Here is an 18,159-nt window from a genome sequence, read left to right on the forward strand (position 1 = left end):
CGGTATCCGTCAGGGGTCGAGCGGCTCCGGTTGCTTCGCGGCGATGGCGTCATAGGTTTCCACACGGTGTCGGTCTTCACTGCTGAACAAGCGCTCGCGCAGCTGACGCTGCAGTTGCTCGCCATCTGCTTCGCTCAGCCCCCGGCCTTGCAGGCTGGCCAGCTCATTGCGATAGGCCTGGTAGTGCTGCTGCCAATCGCGCTCGCGGCGCTGTTCATCCAGCAGGCGCTGCACGGTCTGCGGATCATAGGTCATCGCCAGGAACTCGCGCACCTGCTGCTCATCCGCGCCATCACGCCACAACTGCTCACTGCGCTGCAATTGCTCCAGAGCCAATTGCTGGCGCTGCTCGCTTTCTCGCAGCGCCTCGGGTAGACGCTCACGCAGCTGCTCGAGCCTCTGCGTTCGCTGCGCCTCGCCGAGGTCATCACGTTGCTGCAATGCCAGGCTATCGAGGGTGTAACGGGCATAGGCCTGTTCGGCGCCGAACAATGCTTCTTGCGCAGCTGCAGAAAAATGTGCCCGACGCAGCTCGTCCAGACGCGCGAAAGCCGACTGCAGGGCCTGCAATTGCGCCTGCGGCTCGATCTGCTGCCGAGCATCCAGCGGCTGCTGCATAAGCGCCATGCTGGCGCGCTTGTAGTCTAGATAATCACCGAGCAGGCTGATCATCTGCCCGAGAGCGGGCTCCGGCAGGCGCCGGCCGGCATCGGCCAGCAGGGCCTCGATCACCGCATCGAGCCCGGAATGATCGACTGCGCTAAGGAAATAATCGAAGTAGTCGCGCACCGCCAGATCCAGCACCAGATTACCGGCCGCATCGGTGCGCAGTTGGCCATCCACCTCTGTATCGGCCAGGCTGGGCAAGGACTCGGCCACTGACGGCTGTGCCTCGACAGATGCCTCGGCGATAGGGACAGATAGCGGTTCAGACGACGCTGCCCGTGACGGCACGGCGACAGCGGCAGTTGGCAACGCCTCGGGGACCGCTGCCGGCCAGCGCCAGTACAGGGTAAGACCACCCGCCACCACCACGGCGACCAGGGAAAGACTGAAGAACTTGGACATGCAACCTCGCTGCGGCGGGTCACCCCGCCGCGTTCACCGGGATCAGACGCCCTTGTTCTTCAGGCGGTTGGCATGCTGGCGATACAGCGACACCGGCTCGGTCCAGCCACGGATACCGAACAGATGGTTGATCGCGTCGACGTGGTTCATGTTGTAGCTGTCGTCGATCACCTGCCCTAGGTAGGTGGAACACACGCCTACCAAACCGTCGTTCTTCTCGCTGCCGAACACCAGGCCGGTGAAGGCCAGGAAGGGATCAGCCGCGTCGAACACGTTGGTATAAGAGGAATTACCGGTCCAAGAGTAGTAGCGAATGCTGTGCCCACGCACGTTATGCACTTCAGTGGATTTGGCGCAGTAACTGCTGTTGTTGACGCCCCACGGATGGCGACCATTCAGGGCAGTGGTACCGGCAGTGGTCAGGGTACCCAGCGCGTTGATGCCGTTTTGTGGATTGCTCGAGCCAGACAGCAGATTGATCACTGAGCCCAATGCATTGGCAATGGCATTGGCACCACCCTCGATACCACCACCCGGGGGAATCGCCCCACGTATCACATCGGCTACTTTCGAACCCTTGTTAACGCCGTTGATCGAAGTCACCGAGGCCACTAGGTCCGGCCGCAACGAAGCCGCCACGCGCGAGGTCGGCGAGCCCTGACTGTGGCCGATCAGGTTGACCTTGCCGCCGCCAGCTGCGGCCCAAGGCACGATCTGCCGTGCCAGTTCGGCGCCACGCTGCTCGCTATCGTTGAAGGCCGCGACGCTGGCGACGTGCACTCGCGCGCCGTCGCGCTCCAGGTTCCAGGGAATGGTGTGGAAGTAGTTGACCAGGCCACCGATGGTGTTGAAACCGGTCACGCCGTGTACCAGCACGATCGGGTACTTGGTCTTGGTGTAGTTGGCCTGGGCCTCGACGGCGCCAACTAGAGCGAGTGTTGCCAGGGCAGCGGTATAGACGCGACGCATGGGTGCCTCCTTATTGTTCTTGTAGGGCACGCCGGGTGAACTGCGTCCGGCGCCTGGCCAGTCTAGGCAGGCGGACGGACACGGCCCATCGCCCAGATGGGTGAAGGGCCGTGAAGCGAGAAGAATCAGAGCCTGTTCAGAGACTCTCAGGGTTGCGAAGCGATGGCCTTTTCGACGGCGGCGATCAACTCGGGATCATCCGGCTTGGTCAGGCTGGAGAAGCTGGCCACCACCTTGCCCTGACGGTCGACCACGTACTTGAAGAAATTCCAGCGCGGCTGCCGGCTCTGCTCGGCCAGCCCCTTGAACAATGGGATAGCGTTGGCACCGGAAACCGGCTGCGGTTCGGTCATAGCGAAGGTCACGCCGTAGTTGACGTAGCAGACAGTAGCCGTTTCCTTGCTGTCGGCGGATTCCTGGCGGAAGTCGTCAGATGGCACGCCGAGCACTTCCAGGCCCTGATCCTTGTAACGCTGGTACAGCGCCTCGAGCCCTTTGAATTGCGGGGTGAAGCCGCAGAAGCTGGCGGTGTTGACCACCACCAGCGGCTTGCCCGAGAACTGACAGAGTTCGATGTTTTCACCTTTGGCGCGCAGCTTGGGCAGCTCGCCCTGCAGCATGGCCGGACATTCGGCGGCCAGCACCGGCAGCGCCAGGCTGGACAGCAATAGTGAACAGGCAAGACGGCGAAGGGACATGGTAGTGACCTCAGGCGATGACGCGATTGCGCCACGCTACTCGCAGGCCCAGCCGCAAGCAACTAGCAGATACCGACACCCAGCTGCAGCAAAGCCAGCCCACCCTGACGCCAGCCCCACCAGGCCAAAGCCAGCAGCGTACCGAAGCCCAGCGCCGCGGCACTGAGCGTCAGCACCTTACGGCTCATGCCGGCGCACCCTGCAGACGCGCCACCGGCACCTCACGTACCGGCCAGTTGAGCGCGGCGGCCATCAGGCTGAGGCCGATGGAAATCTGCCAGACCAGGTCGTAGCTGCCGGCGGTGTCGTAGAGATAACCGCCCAGCCAACCACCGAGGAAGGAGCCCAGTTGGTGGAACAGAAAGACGATACCGCCGAGCATCGACAGGTTGCGCACACCGAACAGGGTGGCCACGGTACCGTTGGTCAGCGGCACGGTGGATAGCCACAGCAGGCCCATGGCGATACCGAACAGGTAGGCGCTCCATTGCGTCAGTGGCGCCACCAGAAACAGCGTGATCACCACGCCACGCAACAGGTACAGGATGCTCAGTAGACGCGGCTTGGCCATGCGGCCGCCGAGCCAGCCGGCGATGTAGGTACCGAAGATATTGAACAGGCCGACCAGTGCCAGCACCGTAGTGCCGGTCAGCGCCGGCAGGTGATGATCAACCAGATAGGCCGGCAGATGCACGGCGACGAACACCACCTGGAAACCACAGACGAAGAAACCCAGCGCCAGCAGCCAGAACCCCGAATGGCTGGTGGCCTCGCGCAGCGCCTCACCCAAGGTTTGCTGCGGGCCAGTACTCACCGGTGACGGCGCCTCGTTGATCATCGCGGCCAACGGCAGAATCAGAGCGACCAGCAGGCCCAGCGCCAACAATGCCGAAGACCAGCCCAACCAGCCGATTAGCCCCAGCGTACCCGGCAGCATGGCGAACTGACCGAAAGATCCGGCGGCCGCAGCAATGCCCATGGCCATGCTGCGCTTCTCCGCCGGAACCGCACGGCCGACTACGCCCAGAATGACCGAGAACGAGGTACCGGACAGGCCGATACCGATCAGCAGACCCGCACTCAGCGACAACGACAGAGGCGAATCCGCCATGCCCATACACAGCAGCCCCAAGACATAAAGCACCCCGCCGATGACAATGGCCTTGCGCGCGCCAAAACGGTCGGCCAGTGCTCCAGTGATCGGCTGCGCCAAACCCCAGATCAGATTCTGTAGCGCGATGGCGAAGGCGAACACCTCGCGGCCCCAGCCGAACTCCGCACTCATCGGCGGCAGGAACAGGCCGAAACCATGCCGGGTGCCCAGCGACAGCGCCAGGATCAGTGACGCGCCAAGCAGCAGCCAGGTGGTTGAGCGCCATGCAGTTGTCATCAGTCTCTCCAGCGAACGCCCGTTAACGACCGTTCAGGCAGTAAAAATGAGTTGGCCATCAGGCCAGTTGTTCGAGCAACCTCATCAATTCGGCACGGCGACCTTCGCCCAGTTGCGCGGTCACCTCGCGCTGTGCCTGTTCCCACAGCGGCAGCGCCAGATCGATGCGTTGAAAGCCGGCCTCTGTGAGCCGTACCTCGCGAGCGCGCAAGTCGCGCCCCTCTCCCAGTTGCACCAGCCCCTGTTCCTCCAGCACCCGCACGTTGCGCCCCAGCGTACTACGATCCAGCCCCATGGCCTCGGCTAGCACGGAAATGCTCGGCTGCCCTAGCCGCTGTACGTGGCGCAGCAGGGAAAACTGCGCACCGCCAAGCCCGACAGCAGCCAAGGCGTCATCGTAGAGACGGGTAACGCCGCGACTGGCGCGGCGCAGTTGGGTACAGAGGCAGGAGGTCGGCAACATGGATACAGGTATATACCCGCATCAACGATTCACACTCATACAGTTATGCATTGGGTCGGCATAACAGTTGTGTCAGAGATTCAGCGCTAGCGCTATAAGTGCGCCGCACTCAGCCAGCTCGACCAGTGCACCGGCCGTATCACCCGTGGTGCCGCCGAGACGTTGCAGCAAGGCACGGCGCAGCCAGGCGAACAGCAGCAAGCCCGTCGCCAGCACCAGCAGGCCCTGCCAGCCGAACAGCAGCATGCCCAGCAGGTGCAGGCCCAGCACCCAGGGCAATTGTCGGCGCGGCAAGTGATCGACCAGCGCCTGCCCCAGTCCACCGGCCCGCACATAGGGCGTGGTCGCCAACAGCATTGGCAACAGGCTGCGTCCCAGCCAGGGCAACAGCAGCAGGTAGATCCCCTGCCGGGCCTGCAGCAGCGTGAACAAGGCGGCGAACTTGAGAAGCAACAGCAGAACCAACACCACTACTGCGATAGGCCCGCTGCGAGGGTCTTTCATGATCGCCAGGGTGCGCTCACGGTCACCAAAACCGCCCACCCAGGCATCCGCGGTGTCGGCAAGGCCATCCAGATGCAATCCGCCACTCAGCCCCACCCACAGCGCCAGAATGATCGCCGCCTGTAATAAGGCCGACGTCTGCCCCAACAGCAGGTGCGCGCCCCATAACAGCAGGCCGAGCAACAGGCCCACGGCCGGATACCAGAGCAGCGAACGCCCCACCTGCTCCGGCGAGGGCATGCCAGGCAGCGTGACCGGCAAGCGAGTGAGGAACTGCAGGGCGATCAGCAGCGCAATCATGGCAATTCCGTCAGTTGCCCGTCGGCATCCAGGCTCAGACGAAAACGCTGAGCGTAGCCGACGTTGACCTGCAGCAGCTCCTGGCGTGGCAGACAGCGGGCTCGCGCCAGCAGCAGACGCATGACACCGCCATGAGTGATCAGCAGCAGGCGCTCACCCGCATGGTTCTGCTGCAAGCGCCGCATGGCAGCCAGAATACGCGCCTCGAACTGCAGCAACGGCTCGCCATTGGGCGGCGTGAACGCATAGGGATCGGCCCAGAACCTGCCCAATGCCTCGGCATCGCTGCCCATCAGCTCGGCAGCGCTACGCCCTTCCCAGTCACCGAAATGCAGCTCCTGCAGGCCGGGCTCAAGGTGCAGCGGCAAACCATGGGCGGCGGCCAGTTCCTCGGCAAAGCGGGCACAACGCCGCAGCGGCGAGCTGATCAAGCGGTCCCAGGGACCAGCGTCCAGCACGGAGGCACGCAACTGCGCCCAGCCCTGCTCGGTGAGCGCATCGTCCAGGCTGCCGCGCAAACCGCCACCCAGTTCGGTCTCGCCATGGCGCAGCAATTCCAGATGCAGCATCAGCTTGGTCTCTCGGCAACGGCAGCTTCAGCGAAGGTCGCCATCTGTCCGTGCAGCGCGCAGGCCAGGCGCAGCAACGGCACGGCCAATGCAGCGCCGCTGCCCTCGCCCAGGCGCAGGCCGAGTTCCAACAGTGGTTCGGCCTGCAGCGCCTGCAGCACGCGCACATGGCCGGGCTCGGCGCCGTGGTGGGCGAACAGCAGCCAGTCGCGGCAACCAGGGTTCAGGCGCACGGCGAGCAAGGCGGCGACGCTGCAGATAAAGCCATCGACCAATACCGCGACACCCTGCTGCGCAGCGGCCAGGTAAGCACCAACGAGGGCGGCGATCTCGAAGCCACCCAAGTGGATCAGCGCCTGCAGCGGATCGGCGATCTGCGTCCGGTGCAGCGCCAGCGCGGCGTCGATCACCCGTGCCTTGTGCGCCACACCAGCACCATCCAATCCGGTACCAGGGCCTGCCAGCTCGCTCGCCGGGCAATCCAGTAGCCAGCAGGCCAGCGCCGCCGCCGCGGTGGTGTTGCCGATGCCCATCTCGCCACCGACGAACAGGTCGCAACCACTGGCGCGCGCGCGTTGGACGCTGTCGCGGCCAGCTTCCAGGCAAATCATCGCCTGGGCCAAGGTCATCGCTGGATCGCGGGCGAAATTCTGCGTGCCGGCGCCGACCTGCAGATGACGCACGCCAGGCAGCGGCGGCAGTGGTTCGGCAGTCCCCAGGTCGATCACCTCCAGCGCTGCGTCCAACTGACGCGCGAGCACGTTGATGGCCGCACCGCCAGTGACGAAGTTGGCCAGCATCTGCCCGGTCACTGCCTGCGGATAGGCGGAAATGCCCTCGGCCACCACGCCATGATCACCGGCAAAGATGGCGATCCACAGCTGGTTCAGGCTGGGCCGCTCGCGCCCCTGTAATGCGGCCAGATGGATGGCGAGACTCTCCAGCCGCCCCAGCGAACCGGCCGGCTTGGTCAATTGCTGCTGACGCGTCTCGGCCTTGATCCGTGCAACATGATCGAGCGGCTGACACGGCCCTTGCCACCATTGCAGGCTCATAACGCCTCCCCCTTCAACACCATGGGCAAACCGGCAACGGTGAACAGCACGCGCTGGCTGCGTTCGGCCAGCGCCTGGTGCAGCCAGCCGGCCTCATCGACATAACGGCGAGTCAGCTCGCCCAGCGGCACCACGCCCAGTCCGGTTTCGTTGCTGACCAGCAGGATGCGCCCCGGCAGTTGCTCCACGCAGTCGAGCAGCGCCTCACGTTCAGCTGCCAGACGAGCAGGATCATCCAGCATCAGCAGGTTGGTCAGCCACAAGGTCAGACAGTCCACCAGCAGGCAACGGCCAGGCGCAGCCTGTTCGCGCAGCACGCGGGCCAGCGCCAGCGGCTCTTCGACCAGCGCCCAATGCTCTGGCCGCCGTGCGCGATGCTGAGCGACACGCTCGTTCATCTCGCCATCGAGCGGCTGGCTGGTGGCGATGTAGACGACCTCCAATCCGGACTCGTCGGCCAGCTTCTCGGCCAGCCGGCTCTTGCCGGAACGAGCACCGCCGAGGATCAATTCAAGCATCTTCACTCCGTAGGGTGCGCTGTGCGCACCATTTCAAAACCTGCGGGCGCCGCGCCCCCTAGCCCAGGCCGCAAAGCGCCTTGAGTTTTTCGGTATCCAGGTGCAGTTCCACCTGATTGGCCAGGCGCTCGATATCGCGCTCGCGCAGCGCCTGGTAATCCACCGCCTGCACCTCATGCAGCCCGGCCCAGCGCAACAGCGCAGCGAACGCCGAGGGTTGCTCGAACAGGCCATGCAGGTAGGTACCGAACACCTGGCCATCGGCGCTAAGGCCACCGTCGCTGCGCCCGTCATCGAGTTGCACGGCGCCATTGAGGCCGCCCCCACGACTGACGCCGGTATGAATCTCGTAACCGCTGACATCCGCCTGCTCCAGACACAGCCGGCCGCGTACGTTGCGCAGCTGCTTCTCCGGCTCCAGCAGCGTCTCGAAATCCAGCAGACCGAGACCTTGGCTACTGCCGGCAACACCTTCCAGGCCGTGCGGATCGTGAATCTGCCGCCCGAGCATCTGCAGGCCACCGCAGATACCCAGAACCTTGCCGCCGTAGCGCAGATGGCGGGCGATGGCCGCATCCCAGCCCTGCTCCCGCAAGCGAGCCAGATCGGCGCGCACGCTCTTGGAACCAGGCAGGATGATCAGGTCCGCTGGAGGGATGGCCTGACCGGGCCCGACGAAAGTCAGCTGCACCTGCGGATGCAGACGCAAAGGGTCGAAATCGGTGTGGTTGCTGATGCGCGGTAATACTGGCACCACCACGCGCAAGGCCTGTTCGTCCTTGGCCTGCTGGCGGGTATCGACGGCGTCCTCGGCTTCCAGATGAAAATCCATCAGGTACGGCAGCACGCCGAGCACGGGCTTGCCAGTGTGCTGTTCGAGCCAGTCCAGCCCCGGTTTGAGCAGTGCGATATCACCGCGAAAGCGATTGATCACGAAGCCTTGGATGCGCGCCTGCTCGCTCGGGCTGAGCAGCTCCAGGGTGCCGACCAGATGGGCGAACACGCCGCCCTTATCGATATCGGCGATCAGGATTACCGGGCAATCGACTGCCTCGGCAAAGCCCATGTTGGCGATGTCACCGGCACGCAGGTTGATCTCGGCCGGCGAGCCAGCGCCCTCGACCAACACCAGTTGATGACGCTGCAGCAACCGGGCATGGGACTCCAACACCGCCGCCATCGCCACCGGCTTGTAGCCGTGATAGGTCAGCGCCTGCATATTGCCGATGGCCCGGCCGTGGATGATCACCTGGGCGCCCATGTCGCTGTTGGGTTTGAGCAGCACCGGGTTCATGTCGGTATGTGGCTGCAGCCCGGCCGCCTGCGCCTGCACTGCCTGCGCGCGGCCGATCTCGCCGCCGTCGGCAGTCACGGCGGAATTGAGTGCCATGTTCTGTGGCTTGAACGGCGCCACGGAAATGCCCTGGCGCCGCGCCCATCGGCACAGGGCCGTCACCAGCGTGCTCTTGCCGGCATCGGAGGTGGTGCCCTGCACCATCAAGGTGGCCATCAGGGCGTTTCCTCGAGACTGGCCAGGATCGGCGCGCACTCCAGCAGCCCCTGCTCCAGCCGCAGCCAGCCAGCCTCATCCGCCGGCAGGCCGAAACGCAGACTATCCAGCTCGGCGAACAACCGCACCAGGATGCCGCGCCGCGCCAGCAGCTCCATGCAAGGCACCGCCCGACGAGTACAGCAGAACTGGAACAACGACGAGCCACCGGTCACCGGCATGCCGCAATCACGCAGCAGCGCCGCCAGACGCTCGCCATCGGCCAGCAGGCGTTCACGCTGGCGGCGCTGCCCCTCGCCATCGACCAGCAGGCTGAGCGCCACACTGCGCGCGGGGCCGCTCACGGCCCAAGGGCCGAGCAGCGTTTCAAGCTCATCCAGTAAGACCTTTGCGGCCAGGACAAAGCCCAGACGCAGGCCGGCCAGGCCGAAAAACTTGCCGAACGAGCGCAGCACGATCAGCCCCGGCATGTCGCTGTAGGCAGCAAGGCTGTGCTCCGGCGTGCAGTCGATGAAGGCCTCGTCGACCACCAGCCAGCCACCTCGCTCGGCCAGCTCATCGTGCCAGTCGAGCAGGCGCGCCGGCTCGATCAGTCGGCCGGTCGGATTGTTCGGGTTGACCACCAGCAGCACATCCAACTGCGGCAAGGCGCGATGCACCGAACCCTCGCTGAGTTTGGTGACGCGATGGCCTTCGCGACACCAGGCAGCGGCATGCTCGGCGTAAGTGGGTGCGATGATGCCGACGCTGGCGTTACGACGCAGACGCGGCAAGGCCTGGATCGCCGCCTGCGAGCCGGCTACCGGCAGCAGGCTGACGGCGCCGTAATAATCGCGCGCGGCCTGCTCCAGGCCGTCATCCGCCTCAGGCAGGCGTGCCCAGGCAGACCCCGGTACAGCAGGCAGATCCCAGCCGTAGGGCGCAACCCCGGTGGACAGGTCCAGCCAATCCTCCAGTGGGATGCCATAGCGCTGCGCAGCGCCGCGCAGTCGACCTCCATGCTCAAGCAACCCAGACCTCCCATAGGATCAGGCATAGCAACCATAAGCCAACGCCCGCGACGACTCGATTCATCGCCCGCTCGATGTCCCGCGCACGCGGCGCCGGGCCTTCGCCCAACTGCGGGCGCTCATGCCGCTCGCCGTGATACTCCGCCGCCCCGCCCAGACTCACGCCCAGACTGCCTGCGCCAGACGCCATCACCGGGCCAGCATTGGGACTGTCCCACAGCGGCGCCTGCTTGCGCCAGCACCTAAGCGCCAGGGCGGCGTGCCCAAGCAGTGCGTAGGTCAGCGCCACCAGGCGCGCCGGCAGATAATTGAGTACGTCATCGATTTTCGCGGCCGCCCAGCCAAAACGCTCGAAACGCTCGTTGCGGTAGCCCCACATGGCATCGAGGGTATTGCTCAGGCGGTACAGCACCACACCCGGTGCGCCCGCAACGATGAACCAGAACAAAGCGGCGAACACCGCATCGGAGCCGTTCTCCAGCACCGATTCGGTGCCGGCGCGGGCCACACCCGTGGCGTCGAGTTCGGCGGTGTTGCGACTGACCATCCAGCCGACGCGCTCGCGTGCCAGCGCCAGGTCGCCCAGGCGCAACGCCTGCGCCACCGGTTGCGCATGCTCGTACAGGCTGCGCAGGCCGAGGGCGAAGTACAGGGCGAAGATTTCCACGGCCCAGCCCAGACCACTGACCTGCACCAGCAGCCAGGTGAACAAGGTCAGCGGCAGCACCGCCAGGCACCAGGCGGTGACGCCATGACTGCGCCAGCCGCCGCCAGCCGGGTTGAAACGCTGCTCCAGGCGCTCGGCCAGGCGACCGAAGGCCACCAGCGGGTGCGCGCGTCGGGGCTCACCCAGTACGGCGTCCAGCGCCACGCCGGCACAGGTGATCAGCGCCAGGCTCATCGTTCAGTCACCCCGGACTCCCCATCGATTCTCGAACAGCAGCTCGCTCAGCGGCCGTGGCGTGGCCCAGCCCTCTTCCACCAGCATCGGTTTCTCATAGAAGGCGTGCACTGGCCCCAGGCACAGCAACGCCACCGGTTTGCTGCCAGCCGGCATGCCCAGCAGCTCGGCCAGCGCCTTGGGGTCGAACAGCGACACCCAGCCCACGCCCAGCCCTTCGGCTCGTGCAGCCAGCCACAGATTCTGAATGGCGCAGGCCACCGAGGCCATATCCATTTCCGGCAAGGTGCGCCGCCCGAAGATATGCGCCTCGCGTCCCTCCATCAGCGCCACGGCCAGCAGCTCGGCGCAATCGCGAATACCTTCGACTTTGAGCCGCATGAATTCATCCGAACGCTCGCCCAAAGCTTCGGCGGTACGCACACGCTCGGCCTCCACCAGCGCATGAGCCGCCTCACGCAATTGCGGATCGCGAATGCGCAGGAAGCGCCACGGCTGCATCAGGCCGACGCTGGGGGCGTGGTGCGCCGCCTCGAGCAGGCGCGCCAGCACCTCAGGCGGCACCTCGCCGCCGGCAAAATGGCGCATGTCGCGACGCTCGGCGATGGCGCGGTATACCGCGGCACGCTCCTGCGCGCTAAAGGCATGGTCGGTCACGGACGCAACAGCGCGGCGGCTGCCTCCGCGTTGGAGGGCAGGTAGAAATGGATATAGCTGGCCGTTAGTCGCCCCAAACGATATACCGACTCAGCCACCGGCTTGCCGTTCGGGCAGCGGCCACGCACCAGGGGCTGCAAGGGGCTTTCCAGACGCGAGTGATGGTAGCTGTGGCCACGTAGCTCGCCTTCGGGCAACGTCACTTCCTGCAGGGCCAACGCGGTCAGCCGCGGCTGCAAGGCCGCGCTGCCGCTGAGCAGGCCGAGCATGCGCCCGCTGGCACCTTGCTTGTCGCGCAGCTCATCGAGCAGATAGAGCATGCCGCCACATTCGGCCAGCAGCGGCTTGCCGGACTGGTGATGGGCGCGAATCGCGTCAGCCATGGCCTGATTGCTCTCCAGCTCGGAGAGGTACAACTCGGGGTAACCACCAGGCAGGTACAGACTGTCGACGTCGGGCAAGGCGCTATCGACCAGTGGCGAGAAGTAGCGCAATTCGGCGCCTAGCGCCTGCAGCAGGTCGAGATTGGCCTGATAAAGGAAGGCGAACGCGGCATCACGCGCCACGCCGATGCGCACGCCATTCAGCAATGGCGCAGGTTCATCGAACTGCGGCGCGGCGAAGCTCACCGCTGGCGGCAGGTCGACGTTGGCGCTGGCGGCCAGGGCATCGGCGGCGGCGTCCAGGCGCGCATCCAGATCGGCCAACTCGCCCGCCTGCACCAGCCCCAGATGGCGGCTGGGCAATTCCACCGCGGCACTGCGCGGCAAGGCGCCGAACCAGTGGATGCTGGGCGGCAGGGCATCGCGCAGGATATCGCCATGGCGCGTGCTGGCGACGCGGTTGCCGAGCACCCCGGCAAAGGGCAGATCCGGCTGGAAGGTAGCCAGACCGTGGGCCAGCGCACCGAAGGTCTGCGCCATGGCCGCACCGTCGATAACCCCAAGCACCGGCACGCCGAAATGACGCGCCAGGTCGGCCGCCGACGGCTTACCGTCGAACAACCCCATCACCCCTTCGATCAGGATCAGATCAGCCTCGCCAGCGGCCCGCCACAGCAGGCGGCGGCTTTCCGCCTCGCCGACCATGGCCAGGTCGAGCTGATACACCGGTGCGCCACTGGCACGAGCATGGATCATCGGGTCGAGAAAGTCGGGCCCACATTTGAACACCCGCACCCGCCGTCCCTGGCGCGTATGCAAACGCGCCAGGGCAGCAGTCACGGTAGTCTTGCCCTGGCCGGAAGCCGGGGCGGCAATCAACAGCGCCGGACAGTGACGTGCTTCCATCAGAATTCGATGCCCTTCTGCGCCTTTACCCCGGATTTAAACGCATGCTTGACCAGGCTCATCTCGGTGACCGTGTCGGCCGCCTCGATCATCCCCGGCAAGGCGCCACGTCCGGTCACCACCACATGCTGCAGCAGCGGCCGAGCCTCGATATCGGCCAGCACTGCGTCTAGTTCGAGATAACCGTGCTTGAGTGCGATGTTCAGCTCGTCCAGCACCACCAGGCCGACGGTTTCGTCACTGAGCAGACGCCGGGCGACCACCCAGGCTTCCTGCGCCTTGGCGATGTCGCGCTGACGATCCTGGGTTTCCCAAGTGAAGCCTTCACCCATCACGTGATAGCTGACTTCCTCGGGGAAACGGCGGAAGAAGGTTTCTTCACCGGTGCTGGCCGCCCCCTTGATGAACTGCACCACACCGACCTTGAGGCCATGACCGAGCGCACGCGCGACCATACCGAAGGCACTGCTGCTCTTGCCCTTGCCATTGCCGCTGTGCACCAGCAACAAACCGTATTCGTCCTGGGCCTGGGCAATCTTCTCGTCGATCAGGGCTTTCTTGCGCTGCATGCGCGCCTTGTGGCGGGCATCGCGATCGGTGGACTCGCTCATGCTGTGCTCCTGTACATCAGGCACCCGCGTCGGCTGTCGGTAAACAGTACGAGCAACGATGGGGAGCAGATCGCGATGGTCCGCGCGTCCTCACCCTGGTGCCAATGGCTGGTCAGGCGAGCGGAAGACAGGAAGCACAACATCCCGGAAAAACCGGAGCGTCGGCCGGACAACGCCCTCCGCGATGCCGTGAAAATGCGACAGGCCGGTCTCCGGGCTTGTGAGCGAACCCAAAGGTTCGGCACCGCGCCTTCCCGTGCAAATACACAGTGGCCTTGAGCGGTGTTTGACTCACCTACCGTTGCGGGGGCAGCGCCGGCATTCGGACCGGCTTCCCTGTTTCACCCCATGGCTACCATTCACGGCAACTCGGGGCACCTGAAGCAAGGCGCGCAGGGTAGAGGCTGGCAGCCCTGCGCGTCAACGTCGAGACCGCTCAATGCCTGGGGGTGAAGCCCGGCGGCTTGCTGGCCAGCCATTCGACGAAGGTGCGCAGGCGCTCATCACCCAGCAGCGCGTCACGGCTGTTGTAGGTCAGCGCCAGCTCCTTTTCGCTGAACAGCCGGTGAATCTGGTTGTGGCAGGCGCGGCAGACCCAAAGCGTAGCCGTGATGCGCTCATGACGAGCGAAGCGCTTCTGCACGTAGGTCTTGTCGTGCAGTGCCCTGGGAATCAAATGATGACGCGTCAACGCAACGGGCCGCGCGCACAGCTCGCACACCTCGGGCTGAGGCGGTAGGCGAATGGGATCGACCATGGACAGTAATTCAGGGATTACGCGCGAGCTCTGGCGTGATGACGCGCTTGGCATCGAGATAGACGCCCTGCCAATAACCGCTGGTGAGGCTGTCCAGGCGCACCGTACCGCCGGTAGAGGGGGCATGCACGAAGCGGCCGTCGCCGACATAGATGCCGGCATGGCTGACGGCGCGTCCGCCATTGGTGGCAAAGAACACCAGGTCACCACTTTTCAGGGCATCGCGACGGACATCTGGGGTGCGCATCGCACTCAGCTCACGCGTCGAACGCGGCAGACTGATACCGGCAGCATCGCGATAAACGTAGCCAATCAGGCCACTGCAGTCGAAACCGCCTTCCGGGGTATTACCACCATAACGATAGGGCGTACCAACCAGGCCGAGGGCGCGGAACAGCACATCTTCGGCACCACCCTGATAGGACGAAGCAGAGACTGGAGGACTATAGATAGGCTGGGGAGAGGGAGCGCGACTACTGCAAGCACTCAGCAGCAGAGCGAGAGCGATGAGGGCAACACGGGTCGTGACGGGCATAAGCGAGGCGATCCTGAGCCTGAATGCGCTCTACTCTGCAGCTTGCAGACAAACGGCGCAACCCTCAGCACCTGCTCAAGGCTGACAAGACAGCCCTTGAACAGATTCTGCAGTTACGCCGTATGCATCAGTTATGACGCTTGGCAGCGACCTGATCTTCAACCGGAGCCAGGGCAAGGACGCGCTTGGCCTGCAGATAGCTGCGGTTCCAGTAGCTGTCGTCCAGACTGTCGATGCGCACACCACCACTGCGACTACTGCTGGAGTGGATGAACTGATCATCACCCAGGTAGATGCCGGCATGACTGACGCGACCACGACCACGATCATTGAACAGGATCAGATCACCCGGTTCCAGATCGGCGCGCGCCACCTTCGGCGCATCGAGGTTGATCAGCTCACGCGTGGAACGCGGCAGTTCCAGGCCGACTTCCTCGCGGAACAGGTAGCCGACAAAACCGCTGCAATCGAAACCAGACTGTACCGAGCTACCGCCGTAGCGATAACGGGTACCGATCAGCGAACGCCCGAGATCGAGCAGGCTGTCGGCCAGTTGCGGCATTTCATAGGGTTGATCGTCGATCAGCGCGTTGATCTCATCATCGGCAGGTTCATCCTGCTCGATCATCAGGCGAGTCACAGGTTCGACTGCTGCATCGCTGATCGGTTGCTGCGGCTGCGTCTGCGGCGCATGGCCGGCACAGGCAGCGAGAAAGACTGTAAGTGCAATAGGCACGAGGGGTGCGAAGCGTTTTAGCATGGGCACGACCGTGTCGAGTGAATTTAACAAGTCCGCGACTATGCCCTCTACCAAGCCCATTTGCAAATTCTATCGACAGAATTGTGACTCAGTGGTCTCGCCATTTCATCTAAAGCGCCCAACCATCTGCATGGTCGGGCGACTCGGAAACCTAGCCGAGAATCTCGCTGAGCGGAATGAAACGCAACATATCTCCCTCGGCCAGCGTACTGCCTTCCATGACCTCGGCCAAGCCTTCTGCCCAGGCGGCGCTGCGCAAAACGCCAGAACTCTGGTTGGCGTAAGGCACCACACGCCCCTGCTCCAGACGCGCCCGCAGGTACTCGCGGCGCATGCCCGGCTTGCGCCAGGTAAAACCTGCCGGTACCGCGAAGCCCAACGGCTCGACCCGCTGAACGCCAAGACGACACAAAATATAAGGACGCGCCAGCAGTCCGAAGGTAACCAGTGTCGAAGCAGGGTTGCCCGGCAGACCTATTACCGGAACCCCCTGATAATGACCGAAGGTCAGCGGCTTACCCGGCTTGATCGCCAGCTTCCACAGCGCCAGTTCGCCCGCCTCACGCAGGGCTATGCCAAGGAAATCCGCCTCCCCCACCGAAACGCCACCCGTGGAGAGAATCAGATCGACCTCGCCCAAGGCCCCCAGCGCTTCGCGGGTACGCTGCAGATCATCGGGCAAGATGCCCGCATCCACAACGCTGCAGCCCAGCCGCTGCAACCAGGCAATCAGCAGACGCCGATTGCTGTTGTAGATCTGCCCCGGGCCAAGCGCCTGACCTGGCTCTACCAGTTCGTCGCCAGTAGACAGCACCGCAACGCGCAGACGCCGGCGCACCGAAAGCTGCGCCGCCCCCAAAGACGCCGCCAACCCTAGCTCGATAGGCCCCAGGCGCGTACCGGCTGGCAACACACCTTCGCCTACGCGGGTTTCCTGACCTTGAGCTCGAACGTTCTGGCCAATTTTCAGCGGCTCACGGAAGTGCACCCGCCCCGCCTCATCCAGCTCGACGTTCTCCTGCATTTCGACGGTATCGGCACCTGCAGGCAGCGGCGCACCGGTGAAGATGCGCGCACAGGTACCCGGCTGCAGGGGCGCAGGCGCAGCACCAGCCTGAATACGCTGACTGACCGGCAGAGGCTGGCCGCTCCAATCAGCCAGGCGCAGCGCATAACCGTCCATGGCGCTGTTGGCCCAGGGCGGCAGATCCAGAGCCGCGATCAGCGGCTCAGCCAGCACCCGGCCATCGGCGTCGGCCAGCGCCACCTGTTCGGTCTGCTCGATGGGCGCCGCCTCTGCCAAAGCCAGCAGGCGCTCCAGCGCCGCCTCCATCGGCAACAGTCCGGGATGATCGCAACAGGTAGTCATCCGCGCGTCTCGCAGGCGCCCACCTGCTTCAGATGCGGCACGAAGTTGCAGGGACGATGGCGCGCATCCAGTTGCTCACCGAGGATGCCGTCCCAGGCAGTGCGACAGGCATTGGTCGAGCCCGGCAGGCAGCACACCAGGGTGCCGTTGGCCAGACCGGCCAGCGCGCGCGACTGGATGCTAGAAGTGCCGATATCGGCCACGGAGATCTGCCGGAACAACTCGCCGAAACCATCGACCTGCTTGTCCAGCAGGCAGGCGACCGCTTCCGGCGTGCTGTCACGTCCAGTGAAACCGGTACCGCCGGTGATCACCACCACCTGCACCTGATCCTCGGCGATCCAGGTCGCTACCTGGGCGCGGATCTTGTAGAGATCATCCTTGAGCAGAACGCGAGCGGCCAACTGGTGGCCAGCGGCGGTCAGGCGGTCGACCAGCAGTTGACCCGAGGTGTCGGTCTCCAACGTGCGTGTGTCGCTAACGGTCAGCACGGCAATGTTCAGCGGCACGAAAACCGCATCGGCCTTGTGGTTCATGGCAGGCATCCAATTGGGAGAGAATGAGCGCTGTTATATCACACAGACTGTCTTCGGAGACCGCCCGCATGCCCGTATCCAACCCGCTACTCCCCTGCTCGGTGCTGCTGCTTTCCGGCGGCCGAGGCCAGCGCATGGGTGGCCGCGACAAGGGCTTGCTGGACTGGCGCGGCCGCCCACTGATCGCCTGGTTGCATGACCTGACCAGACCCTTGAGCGACGACCTGATCATCTCCTGTAACCGCAACACCGAGCGCTATGCGCCTTATGCCGACCAACTGGTCACCGACGAGGATCAGGATTTTCAGGGCCCACTGGCTGGTATCCGCGCCGGCATGGCTGCGGCACGCCATGAGCAAATGCTAGTCCTGCCCTGCGACGCCCCGCTGGTCGACCACGCGCTGATCGAGTCGCTGCTGGCGCACGCGGGGCCCCAACCGGTGGTGATTCGCCAGGGCAACTACTGGCAACCGTTGTTCTGCCTGCTGCCGACACGACTGAAAGACGACCTGGAACGCGCATGGCAATCCGGAGAACGCAGCCCGCAGCGCTGGTTCGGTAAATTAGCGCCCATCGCTGTCGACTGCCCCATAGAGGATGCACGACTGGCCAACCTCAATACGCCGGAAACCTTGGCGAGTCACGCCCCTTCGCACTGAAACACCACGCACTCAGCGGAACTCATACGAC

General features: G+C 64.5%; 22 protein-coding genes and 1 riboswitch. Of the genes, 1 reads left to right on the top strand and 21 read right to left on the bottom strand.

From position 1 onward, the window contains the following. Window positions 1-9: 9 nt before the first annotated feature. From AAEQ75_RS21195 to moaB, 21 genes are all read right to left on the bottom strand, one after another. Complete coding sequence (locus tag AAEQ75_RS21195) at window positions 10-1,068, bottom strand: lipase secretion chaperone (RefSeq protein ID WP_343350388.1); 1,059 nt, start codon at window positions 1,066-1,068, stop codon at window positions 10-12. 42 nt (window positions 1,069-1,110) lie between these two features. Further along, window positions 1,111-2,037 (bottom strand): esterase/lipase family protein, encoded by a 927-nt coding sequence (locus tag AAEQ75_RS21200; RefSeq protein WP_343350389.1) that lies wholly within the window; start codon window positions 2,035-2,037, stop codon window positions 1,111-1,113. Between the two features lie 146 nt (window positions 2,038-2,183). Further along, complete coding sequence (locus AAEQ75_RS21205) at window positions 2,184-2,735, bottom strand: glutathione peroxidase (protein WP_143504223.1); 552 nt, start codon at window positions 2,733-2,735, stop codon at window positions 2,184-2,186. Between the two features lie 62 nt (window positions 2,736-2,797). After that, window positions 2,798-2,923: a hypothetical protein gene (locus AAEQ75_RS21210; RefSeq protein WP_256672108.1), complete on the bottom strand. Its 126-nt coding sequence runs from the start codon at window positions 2,921-2,923 to the stop codon at window positions 2,798-2,800. After that, window positions 2,920-4,125, bottom strand: coding sequence for an MFS transporter (locus tag AAEQ75_RS21215; RefSeq protein ID WP_343350391.1), 1,206 nt, complete (start codon window positions 4,123-4,125; stop codon window positions 2,920-2,922). Before AAEQ75_RS21215 ends, AAEQ75_RS21210 begins: the two co-directional genes overlap by 4 nt. 58 nt (window positions 4,126-4,183) lie before the next feature. After that, the gene (locus AAEQ75_RS21220) at window positions 4,184-4,588 is read right to left on the bottom strand and encodes a MarR family winged helix-turn-helix transcriptional regulator (RefSeq protein ID WP_343350392.1); all 405 of its coding nucleotides are present in this window, start codon (window positions 4,586-4,588) and stop codon (window positions 4,184-4,186) included. Between the two features lie 72 nt (window positions 4,589-4,660). Next, entirely contained in the window at window positions 4,661-5,392 is a 732-nt protein-coding gene (locus AAEQ75_RS21225; RefSeq protein ID WP_343350393.1) for an adenosylcobinamide-GDP ribazoletransferase, read from the bottom strand. Beyond that, window positions 5,389-5,964 (bottom strand): alpha-ribazole phosphatase family protein, encoded by a 576-nt coding sequence (cobC, locus tag AAEQ75_RS21230; RefSeq protein WP_343352458.1) that lies wholly within the window; start codon window positions 5,962-5,964, stop codon window positions 5,389-5,391. Before cobC ends, AAEQ75_RS21225 begins: the two co-directional genes overlap by 4 nt. Further along, window positions 5,961-7,016, bottom strand: a complete 1,056-nt coding sequence (gene cobT / locus AAEQ75_RS21235; protein ID WP_343350394.1) for a nicotinate-nucleotide--dimethylbenzimidazole phosphoribosyltransferase — start codon at window positions 7,014-7,016, stop codon at window positions 5,961-5,963. The genes cobC and cobT overlap by 4 nt, the downstream gene beginning before the upstream one ends. After that, window positions 7,013-7,534 carry a bifunctional adenosylcobinamide kinase/adenosylcobinamide-phosphate guanylyltransferase gene (gene cobU, locus AAEQ75_RS21240; protein WP_316916250.1) on the bottom strand — a complete coding sequence of 174 codons (522 nt, stop codon included), beginning with the start codon at window positions 7,532-7,534 and terminating at the stop codon, window positions 7,013-7,015. Before cobU ends, cobT begins: the two co-directional genes overlap by 4 nt. A 58-nt stretch (window positions 7,535-7,592) precedes the next feature. Then, window positions 7,593-9,044, bottom strand: a complete 1,452-nt coding sequence (locus AAEQ75_RS21245) for a cobyric acid synthase (protein ID WP_343350395.1) — start codon at window positions 9,042-9,044, stop codon at window positions 7,593-7,595. Then, complete coding sequence (gene cobD, locus AAEQ75_RS21250; protein WP_343350397.1) at window positions 9,044-10,054, bottom strand: threonine-phosphate decarboxylase CobD; 1,011 nt, start codon at window positions 10,052-10,054, stop codon at window positions 9,044-9,046. The genes AAEQ75_RS21245 and cobD overlap by 1 nt, the downstream gene beginning before the upstream one ends. Further along, a complete protein-coding gene (gene cbiB, locus AAEQ75_RS21255) occupies window positions 10,047-10,955 on the bottom strand; it encodes an adenosylcobinamide-phosphate synthase CbiB (RefSeq protein ID WP_343350399.1) in 909 nt (302 codons plus the stop codon). Before cbiB ends, cobD begins: the two co-directional genes overlap by 8 nt. Window positions 10,956-10,958: 3 nt before the next feature. Further along, entirely contained in the window at window positions 10,959-11,612 is a 654-nt protein-coding gene (gene bluB / locus AAEQ75_RS21260) for a 5,6-dimethylbenzimidazole synthase (RefSeq protein WP_343350400.1), read from the bottom strand. Next, complete coding sequence (locus AAEQ75_RS21265; protein WP_273253957.1) at window positions 11,609-12,901, bottom strand: cobyrinate a,c-diamide synthase; 1,293 nt, start codon at window positions 12,899-12,901, stop codon at window positions 11,609-11,611. The genes bluB and AAEQ75_RS21265 overlap by 4 nt, the downstream gene beginning before the upstream one ends. Continuing rightward, entirely contained in the window at window positions 12,901-13,512 is a 612-nt protein-coding gene (cobO, locus tag AAEQ75_RS21270; protein WP_256834730.1) for a cob(I)yrinic acid a,c-diamide adenosyltransferase, read from the bottom strand. The genes AAEQ75_RS21265 and cobO overlap by 1 nt, the downstream gene beginning before the upstream one ends. Before the next feature lie 186 nt (window positions 13,513-13,698). Beyond that, window positions 13,699-13,909, bottom strand: a riboswitch (cobalamin riboswitch). Between the two features lie 39 nt (window positions 13,910-13,948). Then, a complete protein-coding gene (locus tag AAEQ75_RS21275; RefSeq protein WP_343350401.1) occupies window positions 13,949-14,269 on the bottom strand; it encodes a hypothetical protein in 321 nt (106 codons plus the stop codon). Window positions 14,270-14,279: 10 nt separating this feature from the next. Next, window positions 14,280-14,804 (bottom strand): C40 family peptidase, encoded by a 525-nt coding sequence (locus AAEQ75_RS21280; RefSeq protein WP_106733909.1) that lies wholly within the window; start codon window positions 14,802-14,804, stop codon window positions 14,280-14,282. A gap of 127 nt (window positions 14,805-14,931) precedes the next feature. Then, a complete protein-coding gene (locus AAEQ75_RS21285) occupies window positions 14,932-15,564 on the bottom strand; it encodes a C40 family peptidase (protein ID WP_256834726.1) in 633 nt (210 codons plus the stop codon). Window positions 15,565-15,715: 151 nt separating this feature from the next. Then, entirely contained in the window at window positions 15,716-16,933 is a 1,218-nt protein-coding gene (locus AAEQ75_RS21290) for a molybdopterin molybdotransferase MoeA (protein ID WP_343350402.1), read from the bottom strand. Beyond that, window positions 16,930-17,469, bottom strand: a complete 540-nt coding sequence (gene moaB, locus AAEQ75_RS21295) for a molybdenum cofactor biosynthesis protein B (RefSeq protein ID WP_343350403.1) — start codon at window positions 17,467-17,469, stop codon at window positions 16,930-16,932. Before moaB ends, AAEQ75_RS21290 begins: the two co-directional genes overlap by 4 nt. A gap of 68 nt (window positions 17,470-17,537) precedes the next feature. On the opposite strand from moaB, the gene mobA reads away from it, so the two are divergent. After that, window positions 17,538-18,128 carry a molybdenum cofactor guanylyltransferase MobA gene (mobA, locus tag AAEQ75_RS21300; protein ID WP_343350404.1) on the top strand — a complete coding sequence of 197 codons (591 nt, stop codon included), beginning with the start codon at window positions 17,538-17,540 and terminating at the stop codon, window positions 18,126-18,128. Window positions 18,129-18,159 lie beyond the last annotated feature (31 nt).

Origin of the sequence: Pseudomonas sediminis, assembly GCF_039555755.1 — a bacterium.
Taxonomy (GTDB): Bacteria; Pseudomonadota; Gammaproteobacteria; order Pseudomonadales; family Pseudomonadaceae; genus Aquipseudomonas; species Aquipseudomonas mendocina_D.